The sequence below is a fragment of the Polaromonas sp. genome, from assembly GCF_039930745.1.
Classification (GTDB): domain Bacteria; phylum Pseudomonadota; class Gammaproteobacteria; order Burkholderiales; family Burkholderiaceae_C; genus Polaromonas.
Genome location: NZ_JBDTTH010000074.1, coordinates 1 through 20,789, shown reverse-complemented (window position 1 = coordinate 20,789; position 20,789 = coordinate 1). Strand labels below are relative to the sequence as shown.

Genomic DNA, 20,789 nt, shown 5'->3' with positions numbered 1-20,789 from the left:
GCAGGCCGAAGGGCAGCAGGAACTTCACCAGCCGCATGTCGAAATCCTTGCGAAAAGCGGCCATGCCCAGGATATCGATCAGCAGCAGGATGGGCATCAGGATGGCCGCCGCTTGCGGCACCGTGACCGCCAGCGCCATCATGGGCACCGCCAGCGAGCCGAAGCCCGCGCCGAAGCCGCTTTTGCTGATACCCATCAGGATGACGGCGGGAATCGCAACAGCGTAGAAGAAGGGGTCGGTGATGAGCGGAAAGGTCACGGGCTTATTCCTTTTCTACATCATTCGTGAACGCGAAGCCGACAAAGTGCACGGATGATTTAGAAATGGAATTACAGACACAAAGCGGCCAATTATCGGGCCTGCAAAGACGATGGCGCCACCAACAGACTTATCGGCACCGGATCGACATTTATGGTAACTACTCAGCTCCTTGCGCCGCGCTTGCCCCTCACCCCTGCCCTCTCCCGGAGGGAGAAGGAGTAAAGACGAGCATTTTCTCTCTCTTCCCCTCTCCCTGTGGGAGAGGGTCAGGGTGAGGGCCTCCCCGGTTTGCGTTTGATGACCCAAGGCGGGCTGAGGAACTACCATTTATGCATGAAATCGGGCTCCAGCCCTTACAGAACGGGCGCAAGCAGCTCCTATTTCAGGAGCAACGCCAGGCCAGGAGTCCGCGAATCATTCGTGCGTCTCCAGCCCCAGGTAAGCCTTCCGGATTTCCGGCCGCGCCAGCAGCTCGCTGGCCTGGCCTTCCGCGACGATGCGGCCCTCTTCCATCACATAGGCGCGGCTGGCGATTTCCATAGCCATGGCCACGTTCTGCTCCACCAGCAGCACCGAGGTGCCCTGCGCATTGATCTGCCGGATGGCGCGAAACATATCGAGCACGATGGCGGGAGCCAGGCCCAGAGAAGGCTCGTCGAGCAGCAGCAAGCCTGGCCGGGCCATCAGCGCACGGCCGATGGCCACCATCTGCTGCTGCCCGCCGGAAAGCGCGCCGGCCGGGCTGTCCAGCTTGACCTTGAGTGCCGGAAACAGCGACAGCACCTGTTCGAGCGAAGCCTTGCGGTTAGCTTTGGCCTTGCTGATGAAACTGCCGAGCTCCAGGTTGTCCAACACCGTCATCTGGGTGAACAACCGGCGCCCTTCCGGGACGATGGCAATGCCGGCCTCGCAAAAGCGGTGGCTGGCCAGCTGCGTAATGTCCTGGCCGTTGAAACGCAGGCTGCCTTCGCGCACCCGGTGCATGCCGGCAATCGCGTTGATCAGCGTGGTCTTGCCGGCGCCGTTGGGGCCGACCACGCACACCAGCTCGCCCGGCTGGACCGTGAGCGTCACGCCCCACAGCGCCGGCGCAGCCCCATAGTTGACAAGAATATTGTTGACTTCAAGCATGGGGTGTCCCCAGGTAGGCGCTGACCACGTCGGCGTTTTTCATGACTTCCTGCGCCGGCCCGACGGCGATCAGCTTGCCGTAGTTGAGCACCGCCACACGGTCGGCCAGCGCCATCACCGCGCGCATCACATGCTCGACAAACACAATGGTCGCGCCGCGGTCGCGGATCTTGCGGATCAGCGTTATCGCCTCGTTGATCTCGCCCGGCGTCAGACCGGAAAGCACCTCGTCGAGCAGCACCAGGCGCGGGCGCGAGGCCAGCGCGCGCGTCAGCTCGAGGAACTTGCGCTGGTGCAGGTTCAGGTCGTCGGGCAAGGCATCGGCCTTGTCCTGCAGGCCGGTGAATTCCAGCCACTTCCAGGCCTCTGCTGTGGCCTGCTCGTGGTTGAGCGCCGCGCCGCCAAACATCGCCACCAGCGAGACGTTCTGCAGCACCGTGAGGTGCGCAAACGGGCGGGGGATCTGGTAGGTGCGCGCAATACCGGCCTGCGCAATGCTGTGCGCCTCCAGGCCAGCCAGTTGCCGGCCTTCGAAAAACATCTGCCCCCCGGTCGCCGGAAAATGCCCGCTCACCACATTGATGAAGGTGGACTTGCCCGAACCATTGGGACCGAGCAGGCCGAGAATTTCGCCCTCAAACACCTGCAGCGTCACACCGTCGAGCGCCTGCACGCCGCGAAACGCCTTGGACAGGGCCTGCACGTCCAGCAGCACCTTGCCGGTGGACGCTGGCGCCGCGGCCTCCGCGGCAACTGCCGCCAGCACCGGCGGCACCGATCGCCTGCCCGCCTTGCGCTTGAGGAAGTAACCGAGGATGCCGTTGGGCATGAACAGGATCACCAGCACCAGGATCACGCCCACCGCCGCCTTGCCGGCAATCGGGTTGTTGCCAGCCGTGAAGAAATACATCAGGCAGGTGATGGCCACGGCACCAACGGCCGGACCGGCCCAGTGCCGCGTGCCGCCGAGCACGCTCATCAGCACTACCGTCAGCGGCACGGTGATGTTGAAGGTCTCACCCGCCGTCACATACGACACGAACAGCGCATGGATGCCGCCAGCCAGCCCCGCCAGCGCGCACGAGATGCCGAAGGCTGTGATCTTGTAGCGGAAGGTCGGCACGCCCATGACTTCGGCCACGTCCTCGTCGTCGTGAATCGCAAACAGGCCGATACCCAGGCGCGAGTTCTGCACACGCCAGGCAATCAGCAGCGTGGCCACCACGCCGATCAGGGCCATCAGGTAGATCGACGAGGACGCTGACGGGCCCAGCGCGGGGATCGCCACCGCGTTGAGATAAATGCCGGGCCCGCCGTCGATGCGGGTGTTCAGCACGATGGTGCCGACCACAAAGGTGACCGCCAGCGTCAGCAGCGCAAACAGCTCGCCGCGCACCGACTTGACCCGGAACACCACCGCCCCGAGCGCCATGCCCAGCAAGGCCGCCATCAGTGCGGCGGCGGGCAGGGTCCAGAGAAATGGCCAGTTCAGGTTGACCGACAGACCGGCCGAGGTGTACATGCCGATGCCAAAAAACGCGCCATGGCCGAAGGAGAAATAACCTGAATAACCCGACAGGATGTTCCACGACAGCGCCAGAATCATCCAGTGGCACAGCAGATAGAGAAAGGATTCATAAAAGGCAGGAAGCCCCAGCCAGGAAACGCTGGCCAGCAGCGCTCCTGCGCCAAGGATGCCGATAACTGTTTTGTTCATGTTCTATAGTTTTCCGGGACGAAACAGCAGCATCACGATCAGCAGCGAAAAGCTCACGATAGGCGCCCACGAAGGCGAGGCGACGGCCATCGTCACCGCTTCGCTCACGCCGATGATGATGCCGGCCACCAGCGGCCCGAGCGCGCTGCCCAGCCCGCCCAGCATCACCGCCGCAAAGATCACCCCCACCCACGCAAAAATCTGCGAAGGCGCCAGCGTGAAGGTCAGTGCCAGGCAGATACCGGCCACCGCCGCGAGCGCCGCGCAAATGCCCGCCAGCATCAGCGACATGCCTTTCTGGTTAATGCCAAAAGCCGAGGCGATCGGGCCGTCTTCGGCCATGGCACGCAGGGCTTTGCCAAGGTCGGTGTAGCGCATGGCGGCCCAGATCGCCACACACAGGCTGGCAGCGATCACCAGCGTCAGCAGCTCGGGCACCGGCACATAGAGTGACCCGATGGTGAACTTCATGTCGTTGTAGCGCGTTTCCATGCGGCGGAAGTCAGCGGTCCAGATGCCCTGAATCACGCTTTCGATCACCACGGTGATGCCGAACGTCACGAGCAGCGAGTTGAAGGGCGAGATCGAAAAGCGCGACAGCACCCACTGCATGCCCATGCCGAAGGCAAAGAACAGCGGCGGCAGCAGCAGCAGGCTCAGCAAAGGGTCCACATGCCAGGTGATGGACATCTGGTAGCTCATGTAAGCGGCCAGGAACACCAGACCGAAATGGGACAGGTTGATCTGCCGCAGCAGGCCCCAGGTCAGGCCCAGCCCCAAACCGATCAGCCCATACAGGCCGCCGATGAAGATCCCCGAAAGGATGGACTGGGCCAGCAGGTTGAAACTTGGAAAGCTCATCCTCTGGCGATGCGTTTAGCGAACGATCAGCTTGGCGCCAGGCGCGGCGAACTGCGTCGGGTAGACCACGAGCCACTTGCCGTTTTGCACCTGCTTGAGTTTCATCAGGTCGTCGCCGTAGTTGCTCGGACCGTCAAACCGGAGGTTGCCCTGGATGGTATTGACACGGTTCTTGCGCAGGTAAGCGGCAATGGCCTTGTCGTCCAGACTGTTGGCGCCCTTGACGCCAGCTTCCAGGATCTGCCAGGCCGAATAGGAGGCTGCGGCCTGCACTTCCACCGAGGTGTCGGGCAGGCCGGCCTTGGCGGCGCGTTCGTTGAAGATCTTGACGAAATCGGCTGCAACCGGATTGTTGGTGAACGGCGCGTGTTCTTCAAAAATCGTGAGCGACAGCGCGTTGGCGCCGTCGGCCGACTTGGTCATCGGGCCGGGTGCGGGGTACAGGTGGAAGTGGTTCGGCGGCGTGTAGTCGATTTTTTTCATCGCATCCAGCAGCATGTTGCCTTCCAGGCCGATGTCACCGATCCAGACGAGGTCAGGCTTGGCATCTTTCACACGCGCCGCAATCGGGCCAAAGTCGCGGTTGCCAAAGTCCCATTCGAGGAAAAGAACCTCCTGCAGGCCACGCTTTTTGGCGACCTCACGGCCAGCCAGCGACATGAAGTGGATCGAGGGGAATTTACTGGTGACGATGGCAATGGTCTTTGGCGGCTTGCCGCTGGCTGCCATCGCATCGAACAGCATGTTTGACACCGTGTTGCCGGGGTCCGCGCCTAGCGACCAGGCCGGAAACTGCATGTCGTACTTGGCCAGCGAAGGAATGCCGAAGGTGTGGTGCACCAGTACCTTGTTGTAGCGCTGGGCCACGCCCATCGCCGACAGGATGGCGCCGGTGGCATACGGCCCCATCAAAAGGTCGACCTTGTCCGAGGTGACAAGCTGCTCGTACAGCGTGCGTGCCACGTCTGGCTTGGACTGGTCGTCCTTGACGGTCCACTCGACCTTGCGCCCGAGCAGTCCGCCTCTGGCATTGAGCTGCTCCACATAGATCTCGCCCACGAGCTTGTGGGTCAGCGCCGTGGCCGACAGCGGGCCGGTCAGCGCCAGCGTGCTGCCGATGCGGATCGGGCCGGGCGCCTGCGCGGAGGCCGGCATACCGGCAAGAAGCGCCGCGCTGGCGGCAACCGTGGTTAAAAACGATTTCAATATCTTCATGGTTTTGTCTCCTGTTGATTTATGGGCAAGGGTCGCGGAAAAAACCTGGGGGCAGTCGCTGGTCTCAGTCGATCTGCGCGCCCGAGCGCTTGACCAGCTCGGACCATTTCGAAATTTCAGTGCGGCCGAACGAAGCCAGTTCGTCGGGTTTCATGTTGCGCAGCTCCAGACCTTGCGCGCCCAGCCTGGCCGCGACGTCGCTGCTGGCCATCGCCTTGCTGGCGGCGTCGCGCAGCTTTGCTAGCACAGGTGCGGGCGTGGCCGCGGGCGCGTACAGCATGAACCACGCCACCAGGTCAAACTCGCCCGCGCCCTGCTCGCTGACCGCCGGCACCTCGGGGGCGGCGGCGCTGCGTTTGGTGCTGGAAGCACCCAGCGCGCGCAGCTTGCCGGCCTTGATGTGCGGCAGCACGGCAGCGGGGTGGTAGAACATGAATTGCACCTGGCCGGCCATCACGTCGGACATGGCCAGGCCGCCTTCCTTGTAAGGCACATGCACCATCTCGCCGCCCAGCCTGGCCTTGAGCAGTTCGCCCGCCAGGTGGCCCGAGGTGCCATTACCGGCCGAGGCAAAACTCACCCCGCCGGGTTTGCCCGCCTGCGTGCCGATGTCTTTTACCGACTTCAGCGGGGAGCTCGCAGCCACCACCAGCAGGGTGGGTGTGTAGCCGGCAAAAGCCACCGGCGCAAAGTCTTTCAGCGGGTCGTAAGGCAGCTTCTTGTACAGCGAGGCATTGATCGCGTGGGTGCCCACCGTGCCCATGACGAGGGTGTAGCCGTCGGCCGGCGACTTGGCCACCAGGTCGGAGCCGATGACACCACCAGCGCCGGCTTTGTTTTCAACAATCACCGTCTGCCCCAGCGGTTTGGCCAGGGCTTCCGCGAAGACGCGCGAGATGATGTCCGTGGTGGTGCCGGGACCAAAGGGCACGATCAGCTTGACCGGGCGCGAAGGGTAGTCCTGGGCCAGCACGGCCGCCGGGCCCAAGCTCAGGCCGGCCGCCAGCAGCGACCATGCGGCCAGCAGCTTGCGCCGGCGTGCCATGCGAGAAGAATGCAAGGAATGCAAAGGGGCCGGGTTCATGAAGTGGTTTCCTGGGGAGGTGTTGTTGTGGCAGCGCGCGGCGCCCAGCCGCCGCCAAGTTCCGCGTTGTGTTCACCCAGCAGAGGCGGCGCAGTGACATCGAGGGCACGTTCGCCATCAAAGGAGATCGGCGAACGCACCGTGCGAAAGCGTCCGATCACCGGGTGCTGCGTTTCGACAAACAGCTGGAGATGTTGGGCCTGCGGGTCTTCCGGCACTTCCGCCGTCGTGTACATCGGTGAGTACGGGACGTCGTTGGCCTCCAGCCGCTGGCACCAGTCGGCGCGTTCACGCAGGCAGAAGATGGCCCCCAGCACCTGCATCAGGTCCTCCTGGTGTGCTATGCGCGCCGGCCGGCTGGCAAAACGCTCGTCTTCGAAGATATCGGTCCGCTCCATGGCGGTGGCCAGCCCCTGCCAGAACTTCTCGGGTGATGACATGTGCAGCGCCAGCCACTTGCCGTCCGAACACTGCAACACGTAAGACTGCGACACGCTGGGCCGGCTGAAAGGGCCCATGACTTCGTCCACCGAAAACAGGTGTGTGAAGGCGTCGAGGTTGAAATGCGTCATCGCTTCAAACATGGAGACCTCCACCTTGCGCCCCACGCCGGTGCTGTGCCGCTCATGCAACGCGCCCAGAATGCCGTAGGCCGCGTAATAACCGGTCACTGAATCGGCAATGGCCGGGCCCACCACCCGCGGGTTGGCGGGGTTGACCAGCAGGCGCAGGTAGCCGCTGGCGGCCTGCGCCACCGTGTCGTAGCTCGGGCGATGCGCGGCCGGACCGGTGGGGCCAAAGCCGCTGATGGCGCAATAGATCAGCCGGGGATTGAGGGCGCGCAGACGCTCTTCGCCCGCGCCGATCTGCTCGGCAAAGCCGGGCCGGAAGTTCTGGATGTAAACATCGGCTTCCTTGATCAATGCGTCAAAGCGCGCCAGGTCTTCTGCCTGCTTGGTGTTGAGCGTGACGCTGCGCTTGTTGCGGTTGTAGGTCTGGAAATGCGGGCTGTACAGGCCGCCTTTGAAGGCGCGGAACGGGTCACCCGTGCCCGGCAGTTCGACCTTGACCACATCGGCACCCAGGTCGGCCAGCAGCATGGACGCTGCCGGCCCGGTGATAAAGGTGCCGTGTTCAACCACACGCACGTCCCGCAGAACCTTGGTCATGCCTGATGCTCCGCCGGCATCTCACCGGTGTACTGCTGCTCGCGCGTGGCCTGATAGGACAGCGCAAAGCCGATGGGGTCGGCGAGTTCCTCGTTCAGGTGCGCGATCAGGCTGGCGGTACGTGCCAGCATGGGCACACCCTTGAGCGCATTGACCGGAAAACCCACACCCAGCAACACCGCGGGAATCGCGCCGGACACATTGAGTTTGAGCTCCTTGCCGACAACTTCCGGAATCACGGCTTCGACGGCCCGCGCGATCTCTACATAACGCTGGCCGCCACCGGCCTTCGCCGAAACTTCAAACAGCTTGCCGACACGCGGGTCGAGCGTCTTGTGTTCAGGATGGCCATAACCTGCAATGGGCTGCTTGCGGGCCCGCAGGTCGGCGAGCACCACACGCGCCGCGGCAGCAACGTCGCCCCGGTGATTTTCCGCTTCCTTCTCGATGGCCAGGTACAGGCGGCCGGCGGTTTCCGAAGCGCCGAGAATCACCGATCCCGAACCGAGGATGCCGGCTGCCACCGCGCCCTGCATGGCATCCGGCGCGGCGGCCAGCGTCATGCGCGCGGCCTGCACGCTGGGCACCAGGCCATGCTCGGCAATGGCCACCAGAGTGGCATTGAGCACGGCGCTGGTGGCGGCATCGGCGCGGCGGCCGGTGACCAGCAGGAAGAAGTAGTCGCCGAAGTTGATCTGGCCGATCAATTCGTTGGCGAGGTCGGCGCCGCGAACAACGATGGTGTTTTCGTTCGAGCTGCAGATGGCGGAGCGGGGCACAGTGGCCTTGCCGATTTTCAAGTGATTTCTCCGGTGATGTGTGCTGAGCGCTCAGGCTGCGGGAACAAGCCTGAAGTCGTAATGGGCGCTGTGATAAGGCTTGTCCATGACGCGGCCGTCGGCTGCCTTGCCTGGGGCGTGCGAAGCGAAATCCACGATCAGGCTGTTGCGCACGCCGAACACCGCGTCCGAGTCGATGTAGGGGCTGTTGGCCACAAAAATATGTGTCGTCAGGCGCTCGTGCCCCGGTGCGTGAAGCATCATGTGCATGTGGCCCGGGCGGTTGGGATGCCGGCCCATGCGGCGCAGCATGCCGCCCACCGGTCCGTCATCGGGCACCGGGTAGAAGGTCGGCTTGATGGACCAGAAGCGGTAGTTGCCTTGCGCGTCGGTATAAAAACGGGCACGCAGGGCCATGCCCACGTTCACACCCTTTTGCATGTCGTAAAAACCTTCGCCGTCGCCCGACCACACGTCGAGTGCGCAATGTGCAATCGGTTTGCCCGCCAGATCGGTCACGCGGCCATGGTAGTAACAAGGCTCACCGGAGTTGCCCGCGCCGATGTCGGCACCCAGCTCCAACTCCGGTGCGCCTTCCCAGTAAAACGGGCCCTGCACGGTGGCCTCGGTCGGCACGTCCTCGCCATTGCCCGCCTTGTACGCGGCCGCGCCCCGAGCCTGGTCAATGGCCACCACCAGCATCGAGATGCCCAGCGTGTCGGACAGCAGGATGAACTCCTGGCGTTTTTCGTCGCACATCTTGCCTGTGGCGGTGAGGAACTGGATCGCGGTCATCCACTCCTCCGGTGTGAGCTGCACGTCCTGCACAAACGCGTGCGCATGTTTCACCAGGGAAGTCATCACCTGTTTGAACCTGGGTTCCTGGCAGTCGGCCATGCGATTGACCACGGCCTGTGCCAGATCCTGTGCTTCAAGTTGCGCCATTTTTTGTCTCCTGTTGTGGCTCATGCCTGGTTGGCGAGTGCATGAATCTGAACGCAGTCTAGGACTTCACGTGATTTGCCGGAAGTGATTAATTTGCACGGTTATCATCGATGTCATCAATGGTAAAAAGCTGAGGTCTTCATGGAGCTCCGTCATGTCCGCTACTTCGACGCCGTGGCCGAAACCCTGAACTTCACGCGCGCCGCCGAGCGGCTGCACGTCACCCAGTCCACGCTGTCGCACCAGATCAGGCAGATGGAAGACGAGCTGGGCACCCCGCTCTTTGACCGCAGTGGCAAGAAGGTCCGCATGACCGAGGCCGGTGAAATCCTGCGCAGCTACATGACGCCGGCGCTCGAACAGATCGACCGCGGCATGCAGGCCTTGCGCGGCGACGCCGAAACCCTGACGGGCAGCATCCGCCTGGGTACCACGCCGAGCTTCAACACACGCATGGTGCCGCTCTGCGTCTCTTCCTTTCTGCACCACTACCCGGGCATCCAGGTGACGGTGGAAGAACTGTCTGCCGCCATGATCGCCAGGCGCCTGACGTCCGGCCACCTGGACCTGGCCGTGTCGTACCGGCCCGAGGGCACGGACCTCTGGTTCGAACCGCTTTACAACGAAGAGTTGCGCCTGGTGGTGGCGACATCCCACCCGCTGGCGAAGCGGCGGCGTGTGCGCATGGTGGAGCTGCACCATATGCGCATGGTGTTGCTGCATCCGCAGTTCCAGACGCGTCAGTTGTTGGACGAATGTTTCGAGGCCGCGGGCGCCACGCCGCTGGTGGTCGCCCAGCTCAACTCCGTGGCGCCCATGATCGAGCTGATCCGCCAGACCGGGTTGGCCGGCATCATTGGCGAGACTGCCGTCTCGCCGTCCGCCGACCTGCGGGTGGTGCCGCTGGAAGACCCGACCCCGATACGTACACCCGGCATGCTCTGGCAAAAGGGTGCCACGCGCTCGCCGATGATCAAGCACTTTGCCGACATCATCCGCCGGGCCGCAGGCCCGGCTGGGTGAGTGTTGCGAACTTAGAGAACCGTGCATGCCTGTTCAAAGGAAAGGCGCGGGTTGCGGTCAAACAGCTTGCTGTCGTCGCCGTAACCCAGGTTGATCAGGAAATTGGCCTGCAACCGGCCATCGGGGAAAAACTCCGCATTCACCTTGGCCAGGTCCACGCCACTCATGGGCCCACAGTCCAGGCCCAGGGCACGCGCAGCCATGATGAACCATCCCCCGCCCAGCGTACCGTTGCGCATGGCCGTGCCCTGCACCAGCGCCGGGTTGCTCTCGAAGTTCTCCTTCGCGCCCGGCTTGTGCCAGACCTGCGGCATGTGTTCGTAGAACTTCGTGTCATTGGCGACGATCACGGTCACCTGCGCGTCCCGCGTCTTGTCCAGGTTGCCGGATGACAATGCCGGAAGCAGGCGGGCACGCGATTCCGGCGTGACCAGGAACACAAAACGCGCAGGCTGGGTGTTCATCGATGTCGGGCCCATCTTGGCTAGCTCGTAGACCTCCTGCAGCAGTGCAGTGGGTACCGGCTGGCTAGTGAAGCCGTTGGCCGTCCTCGATTTGAGGAAGATCTGATCAAGGCAGGTATCGGAAATTCGCATGGTGTTGGTTTCTTGAAGAAGTGAAAATTGGAAAATCAGTCGGACGCAATCGCCTGGTTCATGTGGTTGTTCATGGGCTTGTTTCCTTTTGTGGATGCGGGGTGTGCGCAGGGCCCTCCGATGAGTCGTCGTAATCCACCTGATGCCGGGCCACGCGCAGGTCGGCCAGCTCGCGTTTGACGCGCTGGTGCTCCGGGTGCGCGGCATAGGCGTCGAGCGCGGCCTGGCTGTCGAACTCGCTGTAGAGCACGACATCGCAGGCATAGTCAACGCCGCTGGAATCAATGCCAACCTCGAGATGCAGCATCCCCGGAATCCGCCCGCGCAGCGACTCGAAGCTGCGCTTGAGCAAGGTGCTGCTTGCGGCTTTTTCCGCCGGCGTGTCGCCGCGCAGGTTCCACATGACGATGTGTTTGATCATGCGGGAAAGCCGGTTTTCTGCGGCCACAGGTTCACGAAGGCATGGATGCTGGTGCTCGCATACAGGCCCGCACGGGTAAAGGGTTCGTCGGCCAGCCAGGCGTGCGCCGCGTCGCGCGAGTCGAAGTCAATCGCCAGCAGGCTGCCAAGCATGGTCTGGCCGTCGTCTGTGACCAAGGGCCCGGCAAACGCGATGCGGTCTGCCACCGCCGCCAGGTAAGCCTTGTGTTCGGGCCGGACGCGCTGGCGCAGGTCGGCGCTTTCGGGTTTGTCGATCAGGAAAAAAGTGTGGATCACGTCATCGAACCGGGTTAAGGACAAAATCAAAATCGAGGCCGTAAGCGCCATCGGGCTGCTTGACCCAGTCGGCCACCAGCGACTGGCGCACGCCGAACACGGCATCGGAGTCGAGGTAAGGGTCGCCACTGCGAAATACATGCGTGACCAGCTTTTCATAACCCGGCGCCGTGATCATGAAATGCAGGTGCGCCGGCCGCCACGGGTGGCGCCTGGTCGCGCGCAGCATGTCGCCCACCGGCCCGTCCACGGGAATGGGGTAGGCCTCAGCCACGATGGTTTTGAAATGGAAGCGGCCGTCCGCGCCGGAGCTGAGCACGCCACGCGCCCGGTGCTGTTCCAGCTCCGGGTACTGCACGTCGTAGTTGCCCTCGGCGTCGGCCTGCCAGACTTCCACCACAGCGCCGGCCACCGGCTCGCCCTTCAGGCCCTGCACCCTGCCACGCACGATGCAGGGCTCTCCCGCCGCACCGTTGGCCACATCGGCACCGTGTTCATAATGCGGCGCACCTTCAATGTGGAAAGGGCCGAACACCGTGGCCTCGGTGCAGCCCTGCGGTTTGTCGTTGTTCATGGCGACGGTCAGCATCGACAGGCCCAGCGTGTCGCTGAGCAGGATGAATTCCTGGCGTTTGTCGTCGCATTTCTGTCCGGTGGCCGTGAGAAATTCAATGCCCGCCAACCACTCTTCCTCGGTCAGTTTCACTTCACGGGCAAAGGCATGCAGATGCTGCACCAGGCTGGTCATGAGCTCTTTCAGACGTGCATCAGGCGTGCCGGCAAAGCGCGCAATCACCGCCTGGGTGATGGTGTCCTGATTCAGATTGCGCACACAGTCTCCTTGGGGTTAGCTCTCTTTGCGCTAAATGTAGGCCGCGGCGACAATTTGAAAAAGCTCACCGGCGTAAATGACTTTTCCACGCGGTGGAAAAAAGGAAGCCCGTCCCGCGCCACAATGCGGGCAGTCAACAAGTACATCGCGCAAACTGCAGGAGACGAGGCTTGGATCGCTGGACGGAGATTGAACTGTTTGTGCAGGTCGCTGAAACCGGCAGCCTGAGCCGCGCCGCCGAAGCACTGGACCTGTCCAATGCGGCCGCGAGCCGGCACCTGTCGGCGCTGGAAGAGCGCCTGGGCGCCCGACTGGTGGAACGCAACACGCGCCGGCTCTACCTCACCGACACTGGCCAGGAGTTTTTCAGCCGCGCCAAAACCATCCTGTCTGACCTGAAGGATGCCGAGTCGGCGGTCAATGCCACGGCCCTTAACCCGACCGGCGTGCTGCGCATCACGGCCTCGCTGTCGTTCTCATTGCACCATGTGGCGCCGCTGCTGCGCGAGTACACGCAGCGCTACCCCAATGTGACCGTGCATGTCGAAGCCGCCAACCGTTACCTGGACATCATCGACAACAACATTGACGTCGCCATCCGCACCCGCGAGATCGAGCCCGACTCCAACATCACCATCCGCCGCCTGGGCGAGACGCGTCGCATCCTCGCCGCCTCGCCGCGCTACTTTGCGCAGCACGGCTTCCCGAAAACACTCGAAGAGCTGCATAAACACAAGCTGCTGATCTACACCTACGCCAACAACCCCAACGAGCTGCGCTTCACGCGGGACGGCGAGACTACCACCGTGACGGTGAAGGGCTTGCTGGAATCGAACGACGGCCAGATTTTGCGCGCGGCAGCCCTCGACGGCATGGGCATCCTGGTGCAGCCGACCTACATCCTCTACAACGACATCGTCGCCGGGCGTCTGGTGCCGGTGCTTGACGACTGGGACCTGCCGCACCTGACCATCAACCTCGCCTACCCCAGCCGCAAACACCTCTCGGCCAAGGTGCGCACCTTCATCGACTTCATGGCGGAGCATTTCGCGAAGCAGGACTACGAACGCAAGTGGACCGGGCGGTTTGGGGTGTATTGAGATGGCGAACGTTTTACGTACCGACGTGCTCATCGCCGGCGGGGCCGCTACGGCCTGATGCGGGCCAACTGGCCACGGCCGGCGCCACCCACCCTGCCCGCTCCTGCATTGCTCCTGAATTAATAGCTATCAGCCCTTGTCCTGAAAGGGCTAGGGGCCGATTTTCTTGTTATTTCGAAGAAGGGCCAGCATAAGACATCTGCTGCGCCACAAAACCATCAAAGGCATCGAGCAGCGGACGAAAGCGTTCCGCATCGCCTTCCAGCTGGGCCAGCGCGGCGCAGGTGGCTTCCAGCGTGGACAGCTGGTCAGGCTTGTGTGCGCGGCGAATCAGGTAGTTCGACCCCGGCATGTCCTGCAGCGCCAGCCGCGGCAGGTGCTGCAGCCAGGGGTTGAGGTAAAGCATCTTGCGGCTTTTGCGCCAGGTGCCGTCGAGCACCACCAAGCGCAGCCGGGCAGGCTGCAGCAGTTCGGGCGCCAGCGCCGGCGGCGCCGGCAGCAGCGGCGTACTTCCCGGTGGCGTGTCGGGGTACAGCAGCAGGTTGTGCCTGGGGGCGTGGGCTGCGGCACTTTCGCTGCCGAGCGGCACCGCAGGCAGGTCGTCCGCCGCAAACACCTCACCGGTCAGCATGCGGCTGCGCATCAGGCTCAGGTGCAGCAGGCGTGCGCTGCCCTTGGCCTGGGCCAGCTCCAGCGGGTGCTGCAGGATCAACACCTCGACTTCGTGCGCCACCGGCGTGATCCAGCGGCAGATGCAGCTGCTCCGCGGCCGCAGGCAGGTGCCGCAGCGCAGCCTCTCGCTCACCGGCCGATCATCTCGAGGTAGGCCTGACGCGTCTGTGGGTCCACCGATTCGAGCAACTGCTGGTAGGGTGTCCGGTGCCGGGCCATCATGCGGGCCGAAGCGGTGGCTTTGGAACGGCAGTACCAGTGGCAGGTGTGCTGCATCAGGAACAGCTCGGCCGACAGCGTGTAGGCCTTGTCACGCGGCGAGCGGCCCGCCGCGTTTTTTGCCACGCGCTCAATCCCCTGCGCGTGGACGGCCAGGGCGCGCCGCATGTCGAAGGTGTTGTCGGGGAAAAACCGGTCGGACTCAGGCAGGAACACCGGCAGTTTGCTGACCCGGGCATCGGCCACGTCCACAACTGAAAAGTCCGCGGCAAAGCGGCTGAACTGCTCCACCAGCTGTTCCTCCGAGGCCGCCAGCATGTTCCAGATCTGGGCCTGGCGCTCCGGGTCTTTTTCGCCCAGCGCCCGCAGGTAGCCTTCGGTCAGGCTTTCCATCAGCTTTTCCACCTGGTACCTGCCCAGATGGCTGGCCAGCAGCGTGATGCGCCTGGCCTGGGCTTTCGATTTGAGCTGGTAGGCGCCGAAGGCGGCCACCGCCAGAATAAGAAGAAAAATTTCCATCGCGGCAAAGGTCCGTAACTGCAAGACCCGAGTGTAGTGAATACCATCGTTGTACTTGGTGTCAACCTGAGCTGCCCAGCCCCGACCCACCGTGGTCAGTTTCGAACGACTCCTCAGCAATCATGCCCTGAATGGAGTGAAGATAGGCGACAGAGTTTGTAGAATGAAAACCATGCACAAAGACACTGGGTCATCGTCAGAAAACAAGCTGTCATGCGGGGTATACAATTTTTTCCGGGGTACATTCAACCCGGTCGTTCAGACTATCTCGTCGGATAAGCTGGAATCCCAGGATATCCGACGGCCTACATTACGTTCCGATCGACGGCTGGAACAGTGGCGCTAGCAGATGAGCTGGGAATGTATAAAACGGCGATTTTCTGGTAGCTTGCATAGCTGCAACACAGCGCATGGACAAAAGCGAGCTTTTGGTCCGGACGCAGTGTCACAGCTATGTGGGCTGATGGCCAAAAAGAGACGTAGTGGTATGCAACAGTTCAAGCGCCAAGAGGTGTCGCGAGCCGCGCCAGAACGAATCAATCGTACGGACACTCGCTACGCGAGCGCCGCACATTTTCAACGTTATCCGTCATGAATGGCACTGAGTTGTACGACGAACTTGCGGTTTACTTTCCGGCGCTTTGGCCACAAAGTCCGAATTGGACTTGGATCAATGTGCACGACGGACAAAATGCAAATGTGAAAGCCATTTCCGAACTTGTCGATCGTACGTTCGCGCTCGCGGAAGTAGTCGTGCTGGTTCACGCGGAGCCTGGAGTCGCGACTCGGTTGAGTCGTAAAGAAGCTGCGAACTATGTCGCACAGTTCGTGCTGAAACATGAGGTGCAAGTATCCGACTCCACTCTAAGTCGGTTCGTGTCAGTGAGCCTGCAAGGCGTTGCTACCAATGACGCATAACCTGACAATCGACACGGACCCACAACATCAGGAGGCGGCTTCGCCGCGAAGTGTTGTGGTCCGGTCATCTTCACGTTAGACCTCATTCGAGTTCTAATCGCGCCTCAGGACTTACGGAGAGGAGAAAGGCAATGGTTTTTGTTATCGGTCGTTGGTTGAAACTCAGTTTTGCTATAGCGCTTTGTGCGCTTGCCGGCGCATGCGCCTCACCGGCATCGGATCTTATGAAGACTGACTTGAGGTTGGTCGATGAAGATAGTGGCTTAGCTGTTGCGTCTATTGGGTACAGCCTTCAAAGCGACGACAAAGTCATTGCTTTGTACATGCCGGCGTCCTTCGTGCGGCTTACGATCAAAGCAATGATCGATTCGTCAGCGCGGGAGGTGTTCATTTCGTCAGCTGACGGTCGCTATGTTAATGAGGAACAGTTCCGAAATGGGACCGTGCGCCGAACGCAGCGAGACATGCGATTTGTCGTTGCCTGTTGAGCCCAAGGCATGTGGACGGCGAAACTACAAACGGTCATTCGAGGCTGCTTTTCTTGCAGCGGACCCTGATGAAAGACGCGCGCCGAGGGCTCCATTCGTTAGTCGGGGATCAGCATGGTTTCCCATGCTGCTACCTCCCTGGAAATGATCGAGCATTCCCCGGCGCAGGTCCAAACCTTTCACTCATCAACGACAAGTCATCACACGGTGACATCTACAACTCAAGCTGTTGCAAGCTGGCACTGCCTACGCAGGCATCTTGAACCCCTCACCGCGCTGCAGCATGGCCCAACACATGCGCGCATTCTTGGCTGCGATGGCCACGACAGCCTTCCAGTAACCCCGGCGCTCTTGCACACTGATCGCCCAGCGACTCAAGGGGTCGGTCTTGGTCTTCGCCGCCGACAGCACCGCCTTGCCGCCCATGATCAACAGGGTACGCAAGTACGGGTCACCGGCCTTGGTAATGCGGCCCAATCTCTGTTTGCCGCCTGAGCTGTATTGGCCCGGCACCAAGCCCAGCCAGGCACAGAACTGGCGCCCACAGGTGAAGTCGTGGCCTTGGCCGACACTCGCCACAATGGCACTGGCAGTCGTCGGGCCTATGCCCCTGAGCTGCATGAGCTGGCGGGACTGTTCGTCCTCTTTGGCGATATGGGCCAGGTGTTTGTCGTATTGGGCAATACGTTCATCCAGGCGGGTGAGTTCGCTCAAGGCATCGCCCACCACCGTGTTGCACCAGCCCGGCAGGTCTTCCAGGTGCTTGTGGGTTTCCCGGCGCACAGTAGTAGTAGTCGCTTTGAGGGGCAACACAATGCCCAACTCCGACAGCAAGCCACGGATACGGTTAATAAGAGAGGTACGCTGCTCCACATACCCCTGGCGCGCGCGGTGCACGAACAGGCGCGACTGCTGCTCGATGCTCTTGAGTGGAACAAAGCGCATGTTGGGTCGGGCGACGGCTTCACAGATGGCGGCGGCGTCTGCCGCGTCGTTCTTGCCGCGTTTGCCGCTCATGCGGTAGGGAACAACAAACTTGGGTGCCATCATGCGCACCGTGTGCCCAAACTTGGTGAACTCCCTGGCCCAGTGGTGGGCGCCAGAACACGCTTGCATGCCGATGATGCAAGGCGGCAGATGGGCGATGAGTTCGAGTAGTTTGGCGCGAGCCACCTCGGGTCGCACCAGTACGGGCTTGCCGGATTCATCGATGCCGTGGACAGCAAAGACGTTCTTGGCGAGGTCAATTCCAAGGGTTACGATAGCCATGATTTCCCTTTCCAGGTGAGTTGATGAAAAGTTTGACCTCTCCATCGTGGCACTCAGTTGCCCTAAACCGCAACCCCAACGGGACGCGGCTTGCTTGGGACGGGGAAGTCCCTTTCATTCGTTAGGCGCCACAATACACGCCATGTCCACGCTACCATCCCGAATCAAACAGTGCGCTAGGTTGAGCGGCAGCTTCGTGCTTCGCTCCGGCAAAGTCAGCGACACCTACTTCGACAAGTATCAATTTGAGTCCGATCCTCAGCTGCTACGTGCCATCGCCCAAGAACTGGCTGCGCTTGTCCCGCAAAGTACCGAAGTACTCGCCGGCCTCGAAATGGGTGGCATTCCAATCGTCACCATGCTCAGCCAAGTCACTGGCCTGCCCGCCGCTTTCATCCGCAAGGAGCCAAAGGAGTACGGCACTTGCCGCTATGCCGAGGGTGCTTCGCTAGTGGGCAAGCGGTTCGTGCTTGTTGAAGATGTCGTGTCCAGCGGCGGTGCAATCATCGACGCACTGGCAAAGCTCAAAACCGATGGTCTCTTACCAGGCGCGGCCTTGTGCGTCATCGATCGTGAAACTGGCGGCAAGGAGGCACTCGCAGCCGCAGGCTTGCCGCTCAAAGCGCTGTTCACTTTCTCCCAGGTTGAAAGTGGTGCCTAACCCCTTACAGGGACTTCCCAAATAGTCAACGGCATTGCATTTGTTTTTTTTACCACGCGGTATTCCCGACGACGCATAAGCCAACGCGATGATCGAACGAAGGGCAGCCTGCACATCTACAGACGGCCTTGTTGCACTGATTTCTCGGTGCGGACCCAGGTACGAACCGCTCGGCGGGGCCCCATTCCGATCCCGGGGTACCCACCGCGATCAGTGCCACAAAAGGTTAGTCGGGCTTGCCCACCACCGGTCTGACCTGTTGACTGCATCCTCGGTTTCATGTCCTGCATAGAATTCTGCTTTTGACGGAGAGGACTCATGGCGGCTTTGGATGTGGGACCATTTTTTCATGCCACGAAAGCAGACTTGCGGGTGGGCGACCTACTCACAGCAGGATTCAGGTCAAACTACCGTCCCGACGTATTGATGAACCATATCTATTTCACAAGCTTGCCTAAAGGTGCTGGGCTCGCGGCGGAAATAGCAAAAGGCAACGGCAGGCCGCGCGTCTACATTGTTGAGCCCGTCGGCCGCTTTGAGAACGATCCGAACGTCACAGACAAGAAGTTTCCCGGTAACCCCACTCGATCGTATCGAAGTTCAGAACCGCTCAGGGTACTCGGCGAACTCGAAGAATGGGAAGCTTACGACTCGGAATTCATACGGATACTTCGAGACCGAGTCGATGCAGGCATGGGTGAAATCATTAACTGAGAGCAATAATCCCCCATGAGGATCTGGTGCGCGCTGACGCCTAACCCCCCTTCAAGCGGACTGACTCTCTCTTTCGCTAAGATGCCCATTGATCGAATGACTTTTCAGGAGCGTAGAACATGAAGCGCACGTATCACGGCAGTTGCCACTGCAAAACGGTCACATTTGAAGTCGACATCGATTTGGCGAAGGGAACGGGAAAGTGCAATTGCACTTTTTGCTGGAAGCAACGCATGTGGAACGCCGGCCAGTTGGAAAAGGAAGACTTCCGCCTTCTCTCTGGCGAACATCGCCTGGGCGACTACAGCAAGTCAGGGGATTGGGGCGAGGGGCATCATCGATTCTGTTCAAAGTGCGGAATCGCGACTCATAGCCACGGACGCATTGACGCGATCGGGGGAGACTTCTTGTCGGTTCACCTGGCTTGCCTGGACGACTTACCAGTCACAGAGCTTGTTTCTGCGCCACTTCACTATATGGATGGCTTGCATGACAACTGGCAGAATCCGCCGGCGGAAACACGGCACCTTTAGGCTGCGTATTGCGGCCGTCGCCGAAAGGGCAAACCCCAGCCAGATCAGCGGCACTGCGTTAGGTTCATCACTCATACCACTCAAAGGATTCGTATGCTCAAGAAGTTCGTAGTTCTACTCGCATTTTCATCGTCGCTCCTGGCGTTGTCCGGTGTGGCGCTAGCGCAAGAGAAGGCCTGCCTGTTGGAAGGCAGCTTCACGATTGGCACAGCGAAGACTGAGATCAAAGACTGTCTTCAGAACAATGGAGTTCCGCAAACGCAATTCGTGGAAACTTGCGGCAGTTTGGCCCAGGCGACAAAGGCGTTCGGCGGCCCAGCCGCCAAGGTCACTTACATGGCGGCTTGCCCAGCACAGTCGCAGGGTTCATGCGCCGGCTTCTTCGGCCAGCCAATGACCAGCTACTACTACAAGCGCGACGCCAAGAAATTGGCGACATCGAAGTCCAGCTGCCTGGCTCAGGGCGGTAAATGGCAATGAACCAAACCGTTCCATCGAGAGGACTTGTCCCGGCAAGCCGGGGCAAACCTCTCGGGTGAAACGTTGATACGCGTGGCCTAACCCTTTACAGGGGACTTCCCACGTAGTTAAGCATTTGTAGATATAGTTTTCCTTGGCGACGGTTTTCTTGCTTTGTCGCGAAACTGATGATGCGAGACAACGGGACGAACTACGTCAAGCACCAGGGCGCCGACCAGCGCGTGAATCGAGCAAAGCCAATGCATTCACCACCTCGGCATTGCTGGTTAGCAGCGTGCACATTGGCCTGAATTAGGCGAAGATGGGCGACAGAGTTTGTAGAATCGCCTCCATGTACAAGGACACTGGGGCACCGTCGGAAAAGAAGTTGTCGTGCGGGGTACGCAGTTTTTTCCGAGGTAAATTCCACCCAGTCGTTCAGCTTATCGTGCCGGATAAGCTGGAATCCCAGGATATCTGGCGGCTACATCACGTTAAACAGCAACAGATGTCATGCCTGTAAAAGCCTACTATCGCGAGGACTTGGCGTGCCAGCATCTAGAAACCGCGCTAGCTCTTTTTGCGGCAGGAAATGACTACGGTTCGGTAGTCACTCTCGCCGGCGCAGCTGACGAAGTTTTCGGAAAGTTCCTGGCCGCGGAGGGGAAGGAAAACTCACTAGAGGCGTTGAAGCGTGCTGTAGCAGCAATTCATTTGAAGTTGTATGGCGAACCTACTCCGCCGAGGCACATCGCCGACCGAGCGAACATGGCGAAGAACAGCTTGAAGCACTGGGACGTGGGCGATCCGAAGCTTGTGAAATTTGACCTGAAGCAGGAGTCAATTGACATGCTGAATCGCCCCGTATTTTGAGGAGGCTCAAATCTCTGAGAGGATTGAGCCATG

At 61.0% G+C, this 20,789-nt stretch carries 25 protein-coding genes; 9 read left to right on the top strand and 16 right to left on the bottom strand.

Translation table 11 applies throughout. From position 1 onward, the window contains the following. The 9 genes from ABI660_RS18025 to ABI660_RS17985 form a co-directional block, all read right to left on the bottom strand. On the bottom strand, positions 1–259 hold a 259-nt coding region (locus ABI660_RS18025; protein WP_348070649.1), incomplete at its 3' end, for a TSUP family transporter. 417 nt (positions 260–676) lie between these two features. After that, positions 677–1,393, bottom strand: coding sequence for an ABC transporter ATP-binding protein (locus tag ABI660_RS18020; RefSeq protein ID WP_348070647.1), 717 nt, complete (start codon positions 1,391–1,393; stop codon positions 677–679). After that, positions 1,386–3,110, bottom strand: coding sequence for a branched-chain amino acid ABC transporter ATP-binding protein/permease (locus ABI660_RS18015; RefSeq protein ID WP_348070645.1), 1,725 nt, complete (start codon positions 3,108–3,110; stop codon positions 1,386–1,388). Before ABI660_RS18015 ends, ABI660_RS18020 begins: the two co-directional genes overlap by 8 nt. A 3-nt stretch (positions 3,111–3,113) precedes the next feature. Next, positions 3,114–3,971, bottom strand: coding sequence for a branched-chain amino acid ABC transporter permease (locus tag ABI660_RS18010; protein WP_348070643.1), 858 nt, complete (start codon positions 3,969–3,971; stop codon positions 3,114–3,116). 15 nt (positions 3,972–3,986) lie between these two features. Further along, entirely contained in the window at positions 3,987–5,186 is a 1,200-nt protein-coding gene (locus tag ABI660_RS18005) for an amino acid ABC transporter substrate-binding protein (RefSeq protein WP_348070641.1), read from the bottom strand. Between the two features lie 64 nt (positions 5,187–5,250). Next, positions 5,251–6,270, bottom strand: a complete 1,020-nt coding sequence (locus ABI660_RS18000) for a tripartite tricarboxylate transporter substrate binding protein (protein ID WP_348070639.1) — start codon at positions 6,268–6,270, stop codon at positions 5,251–5,253. Then, positions 6,267–7,439, bottom strand: a complete 1,173-nt coding sequence (locus tag ABI660_RS17995; RefSeq protein WP_348070637.1) for a CaiB/BaiF CoA-transferase family protein — start codon at positions 7,437–7,439, stop codon at positions 6,267–6,269. The genes ABI660_RS18000 and ABI660_RS17995 overlap by 4 nt, the downstream gene beginning before the upstream one ends. Next, positions 7,436–8,239, bottom strand: a complete 804-nt coding sequence (locus ABI660_RS17990; RefSeq protein ID WP_348070635.1) for a citryl-CoA lyase — start codon at positions 8,237–8,239, stop codon at positions 7,436–7,438. Before ABI660_RS17990 ends, ABI660_RS17995 begins: the two co-directional genes overlap by 4 nt. A 30-nt stretch (positions 8,240–8,269) precedes the next feature. Continuing rightward, positions 8,270–9,163 (bottom strand): dioxygenase, encoded by an 894-nt coding sequence (locus ABI660_RS17985; RefSeq protein ID WP_348070633.1) that lies wholly within the window; start codon positions 9,161–9,163, stop codon positions 8,270–8,272. Between the two features lie 141 nt (positions 9,164–9,304). Here ABI660_RS17985 and ABI660_RS17980 point away from each other — a divergent pair, with 141 nt between their 5' ends. Then, positions 9,305–10,186, top strand: coding sequence for a LysR substrate-binding domain-containing protein (locus ABI660_RS17980; protein ID WP_348070631.1), 882 nt, complete (start codon positions 9,305–9,307; stop codon positions 10,184–10,186). 11 nt (positions 10,187–10,197) lie between these two features. Here the strand turns inward: ABI660_RS17980 and ABI660_RS17975 are convergent, their stop codons facing one another. From ABI660_RS17975 to ABI660_RS17960, 4 genes are all read right to left on the bottom strand, one after another. Next, complete coding sequence (locus tag ABI660_RS17975) at positions 10,198–10,782, bottom strand: malonic semialdehyde reductase (protein ID WP_348070629.1); 585 nt, start codon at positions 10,780–10,782, stop codon at positions 10,198–10,200. A gap of 70 nt (positions 10,783–10,852) precedes the next feature. Next, the gene (locus tag ABI660_RS17970) at positions 10,853–11,203 is read right to left on the bottom strand and encodes a Dabb family protein (RefSeq protein WP_348070627.1); all 351 of its coding nucleotides are present in this window, start codon (positions 11,201–11,203) and stop codon (positions 10,853–10,855) included. Continuing rightward, positions 11,200–11,499 carry a YciI family protein gene (locus ABI660_RS17965; protein ID WP_348070625.1) on the bottom strand — a complete coding sequence of 100 codons (300 nt, stop codon included), beginning with the start codon at positions 11,497–11,499 and terminating at the stop codon, positions 11,200–11,202. Before ABI660_RS17965 ends, ABI660_RS17970 begins: the two co-directional genes overlap by 4 nt. 1 nt (position 11,500) lies before the next feature. After that, positions 11,501–12,331 carry an intradiol ring-cleavage dioxygenase gene (locus ABI660_RS17960; RefSeq protein ID WP_348070623.1) on the bottom strand — a complete coding sequence of 277 codons (831 nt, stop codon included), beginning with the start codon at positions 12,329–12,331 and terminating at the stop codon, positions 11,501–11,503. Positions 12,332–12,501: 170 nt separating this feature from the next. Here ABI660_RS17960 and ABI660_RS17955 point away from each other — a divergent pair, with 170 nt between their 5' ends. After that, on the top strand, positions 12,502–13,431 hold the full coding sequence (locus tag ABI660_RS17955) for a LysR family transcriptional regulator (RefSeq protein WP_348070621.1): 930 nt from the start codon (positions 12,502–12,504) through the stop codon (positions 13,429–13,431). Positions 13,432–13,600: 169 nt separating this feature from the next. On the opposite strand, the gene ABI660_RS17950 is transcribed toward ABI660_RS17955, so the two are convergent. After that, on the bottom strand, positions 13,601–14,236 hold the full coding sequence (locus tag ABI660_RS17950) for a tRNA-uridine aminocarboxypropyltransferase (RefSeq protein ID WP_348070619.1): 636 nt from the start codon (positions 14,234–14,236) through the stop codon (positions 13,601–13,603). Beyond that, a complete protein-coding gene (locus ABI660_RS17945) occupies positions 14,233–14,841 on the bottom strand; it encodes a hypothetical protein (protein ID WP_348070651.1) in 609 nt (202 codons plus the stop codon). Before ABI660_RS17945 ends, ABI660_RS17950 begins: the two co-directional genes overlap by 4 nt. A gap of 591 nt (positions 14,842–15,432) precedes the next feature. On the opposite strand from ABI660_RS17945, the gene ABI660_RS17940 reads away from it, so the two are divergent. Continuing rightward, positions 15,433–15,759: a hypothetical protein gene (locus ABI660_RS17940; RefSeq protein ID WP_348070617.1), complete on the top strand. Its 327-nt coding sequence runs from the start codon at positions 15,433–15,435 to the stop codon at positions 15,757–15,759. A gap of 131 nt (positions 15,760–15,890) precedes the next feature. Further along, the gene (locus tag ABI660_RS17935) at positions 15,891–16,247 is read left to right on the top strand and encodes a hypothetical protein (RefSeq protein WP_348070615.1); all 357 of its coding nucleotides are present in this window, start codon (positions 15,891–15,893) and stop codon (positions 16,245–16,247) included. 246 nt (positions 16,248–16,493) lie between these two features. Here ABI660_RS17935 and ABI660_RS17930 read toward each other — a convergent pair whose 3' ends face one another. Beyond that, positions 16,494–17,516, bottom strand: coding sequence for an IS110 family transposase (locus tag ABI660_RS17930; RefSeq protein ID WP_348063955.1), 1,023 nt, complete (start codon positions 17,514–17,516; stop codon positions 16,494–16,496). Between the two features lie 142 nt (positions 17,517–17,658). On the opposite strand from ABI660_RS17930, the gene pyrE reads away from it, so the two are divergent. The 5 genes from pyrE to ABI660_RS17905 all read left to right on the top strand — a co-directional run bounded on the left by pyrE (position 17,659) and on the right by ABI660_RS17905 (position 20,756). Next, positions 17,659–18,177 carry an orotate phosphoribosyltransferase gene (gene pyrE, locus ABI660_RS17925; protein WP_348070613.1) on the top strand — a complete coding sequence of 173 codons (519 nt, stop codon included), beginning with the start codon at positions 17,659–17,661 and terminating at the stop codon, positions 18,175–18,177. A gap of 318 nt (positions 18,178–18,495) precedes the next feature. Then, complete coding sequence (arr, locus tag ABI660_RS17920) at positions 18,496–18,891, top strand: NAD(+)--rifampin ADP-ribosyltransferase (RefSeq protein WP_348070611.1); 396 nt, start codon at positions 18,496–18,498, stop codon at positions 18,889–18,891. A gap of 119 nt (positions 18,892–19,010) precedes the next feature. After that, positions 19,011–19,424 carry a GFA family protein gene (locus ABI660_RS17915; RefSeq protein ID WP_348070609.1) on the top strand — a complete coding sequence of 138 codons (414 nt, stop codon included), beginning with the start codon at positions 19,011–19,013 and terminating at the stop codon, positions 19,422–19,424. Positions 19,425–19,517: 93 nt separating this feature from the next. After that, on the top strand, positions 19,518–19,904 hold the full coding sequence (locus ABI660_RS17910; RefSeq protein WP_348070607.1) for a hypothetical protein: 387 nt from the start codon (positions 19,518–19,520) through the stop codon (positions 19,902–19,904). A 492-nt stretch (positions 19,905–20,396) separates the two neighbouring features. Beyond that, positions 20,397–20,756 (top strand): hypothetical protein, encoded by a 360-nt coding sequence (locus ABI660_RS17905; RefSeq protein ID WP_348070605.1) that lies wholly within the window; start codon positions 20,397–20,399, stop codon positions 20,754–20,756. Positions 20,757–20,789: the final 33 nt, after the last annotated feature.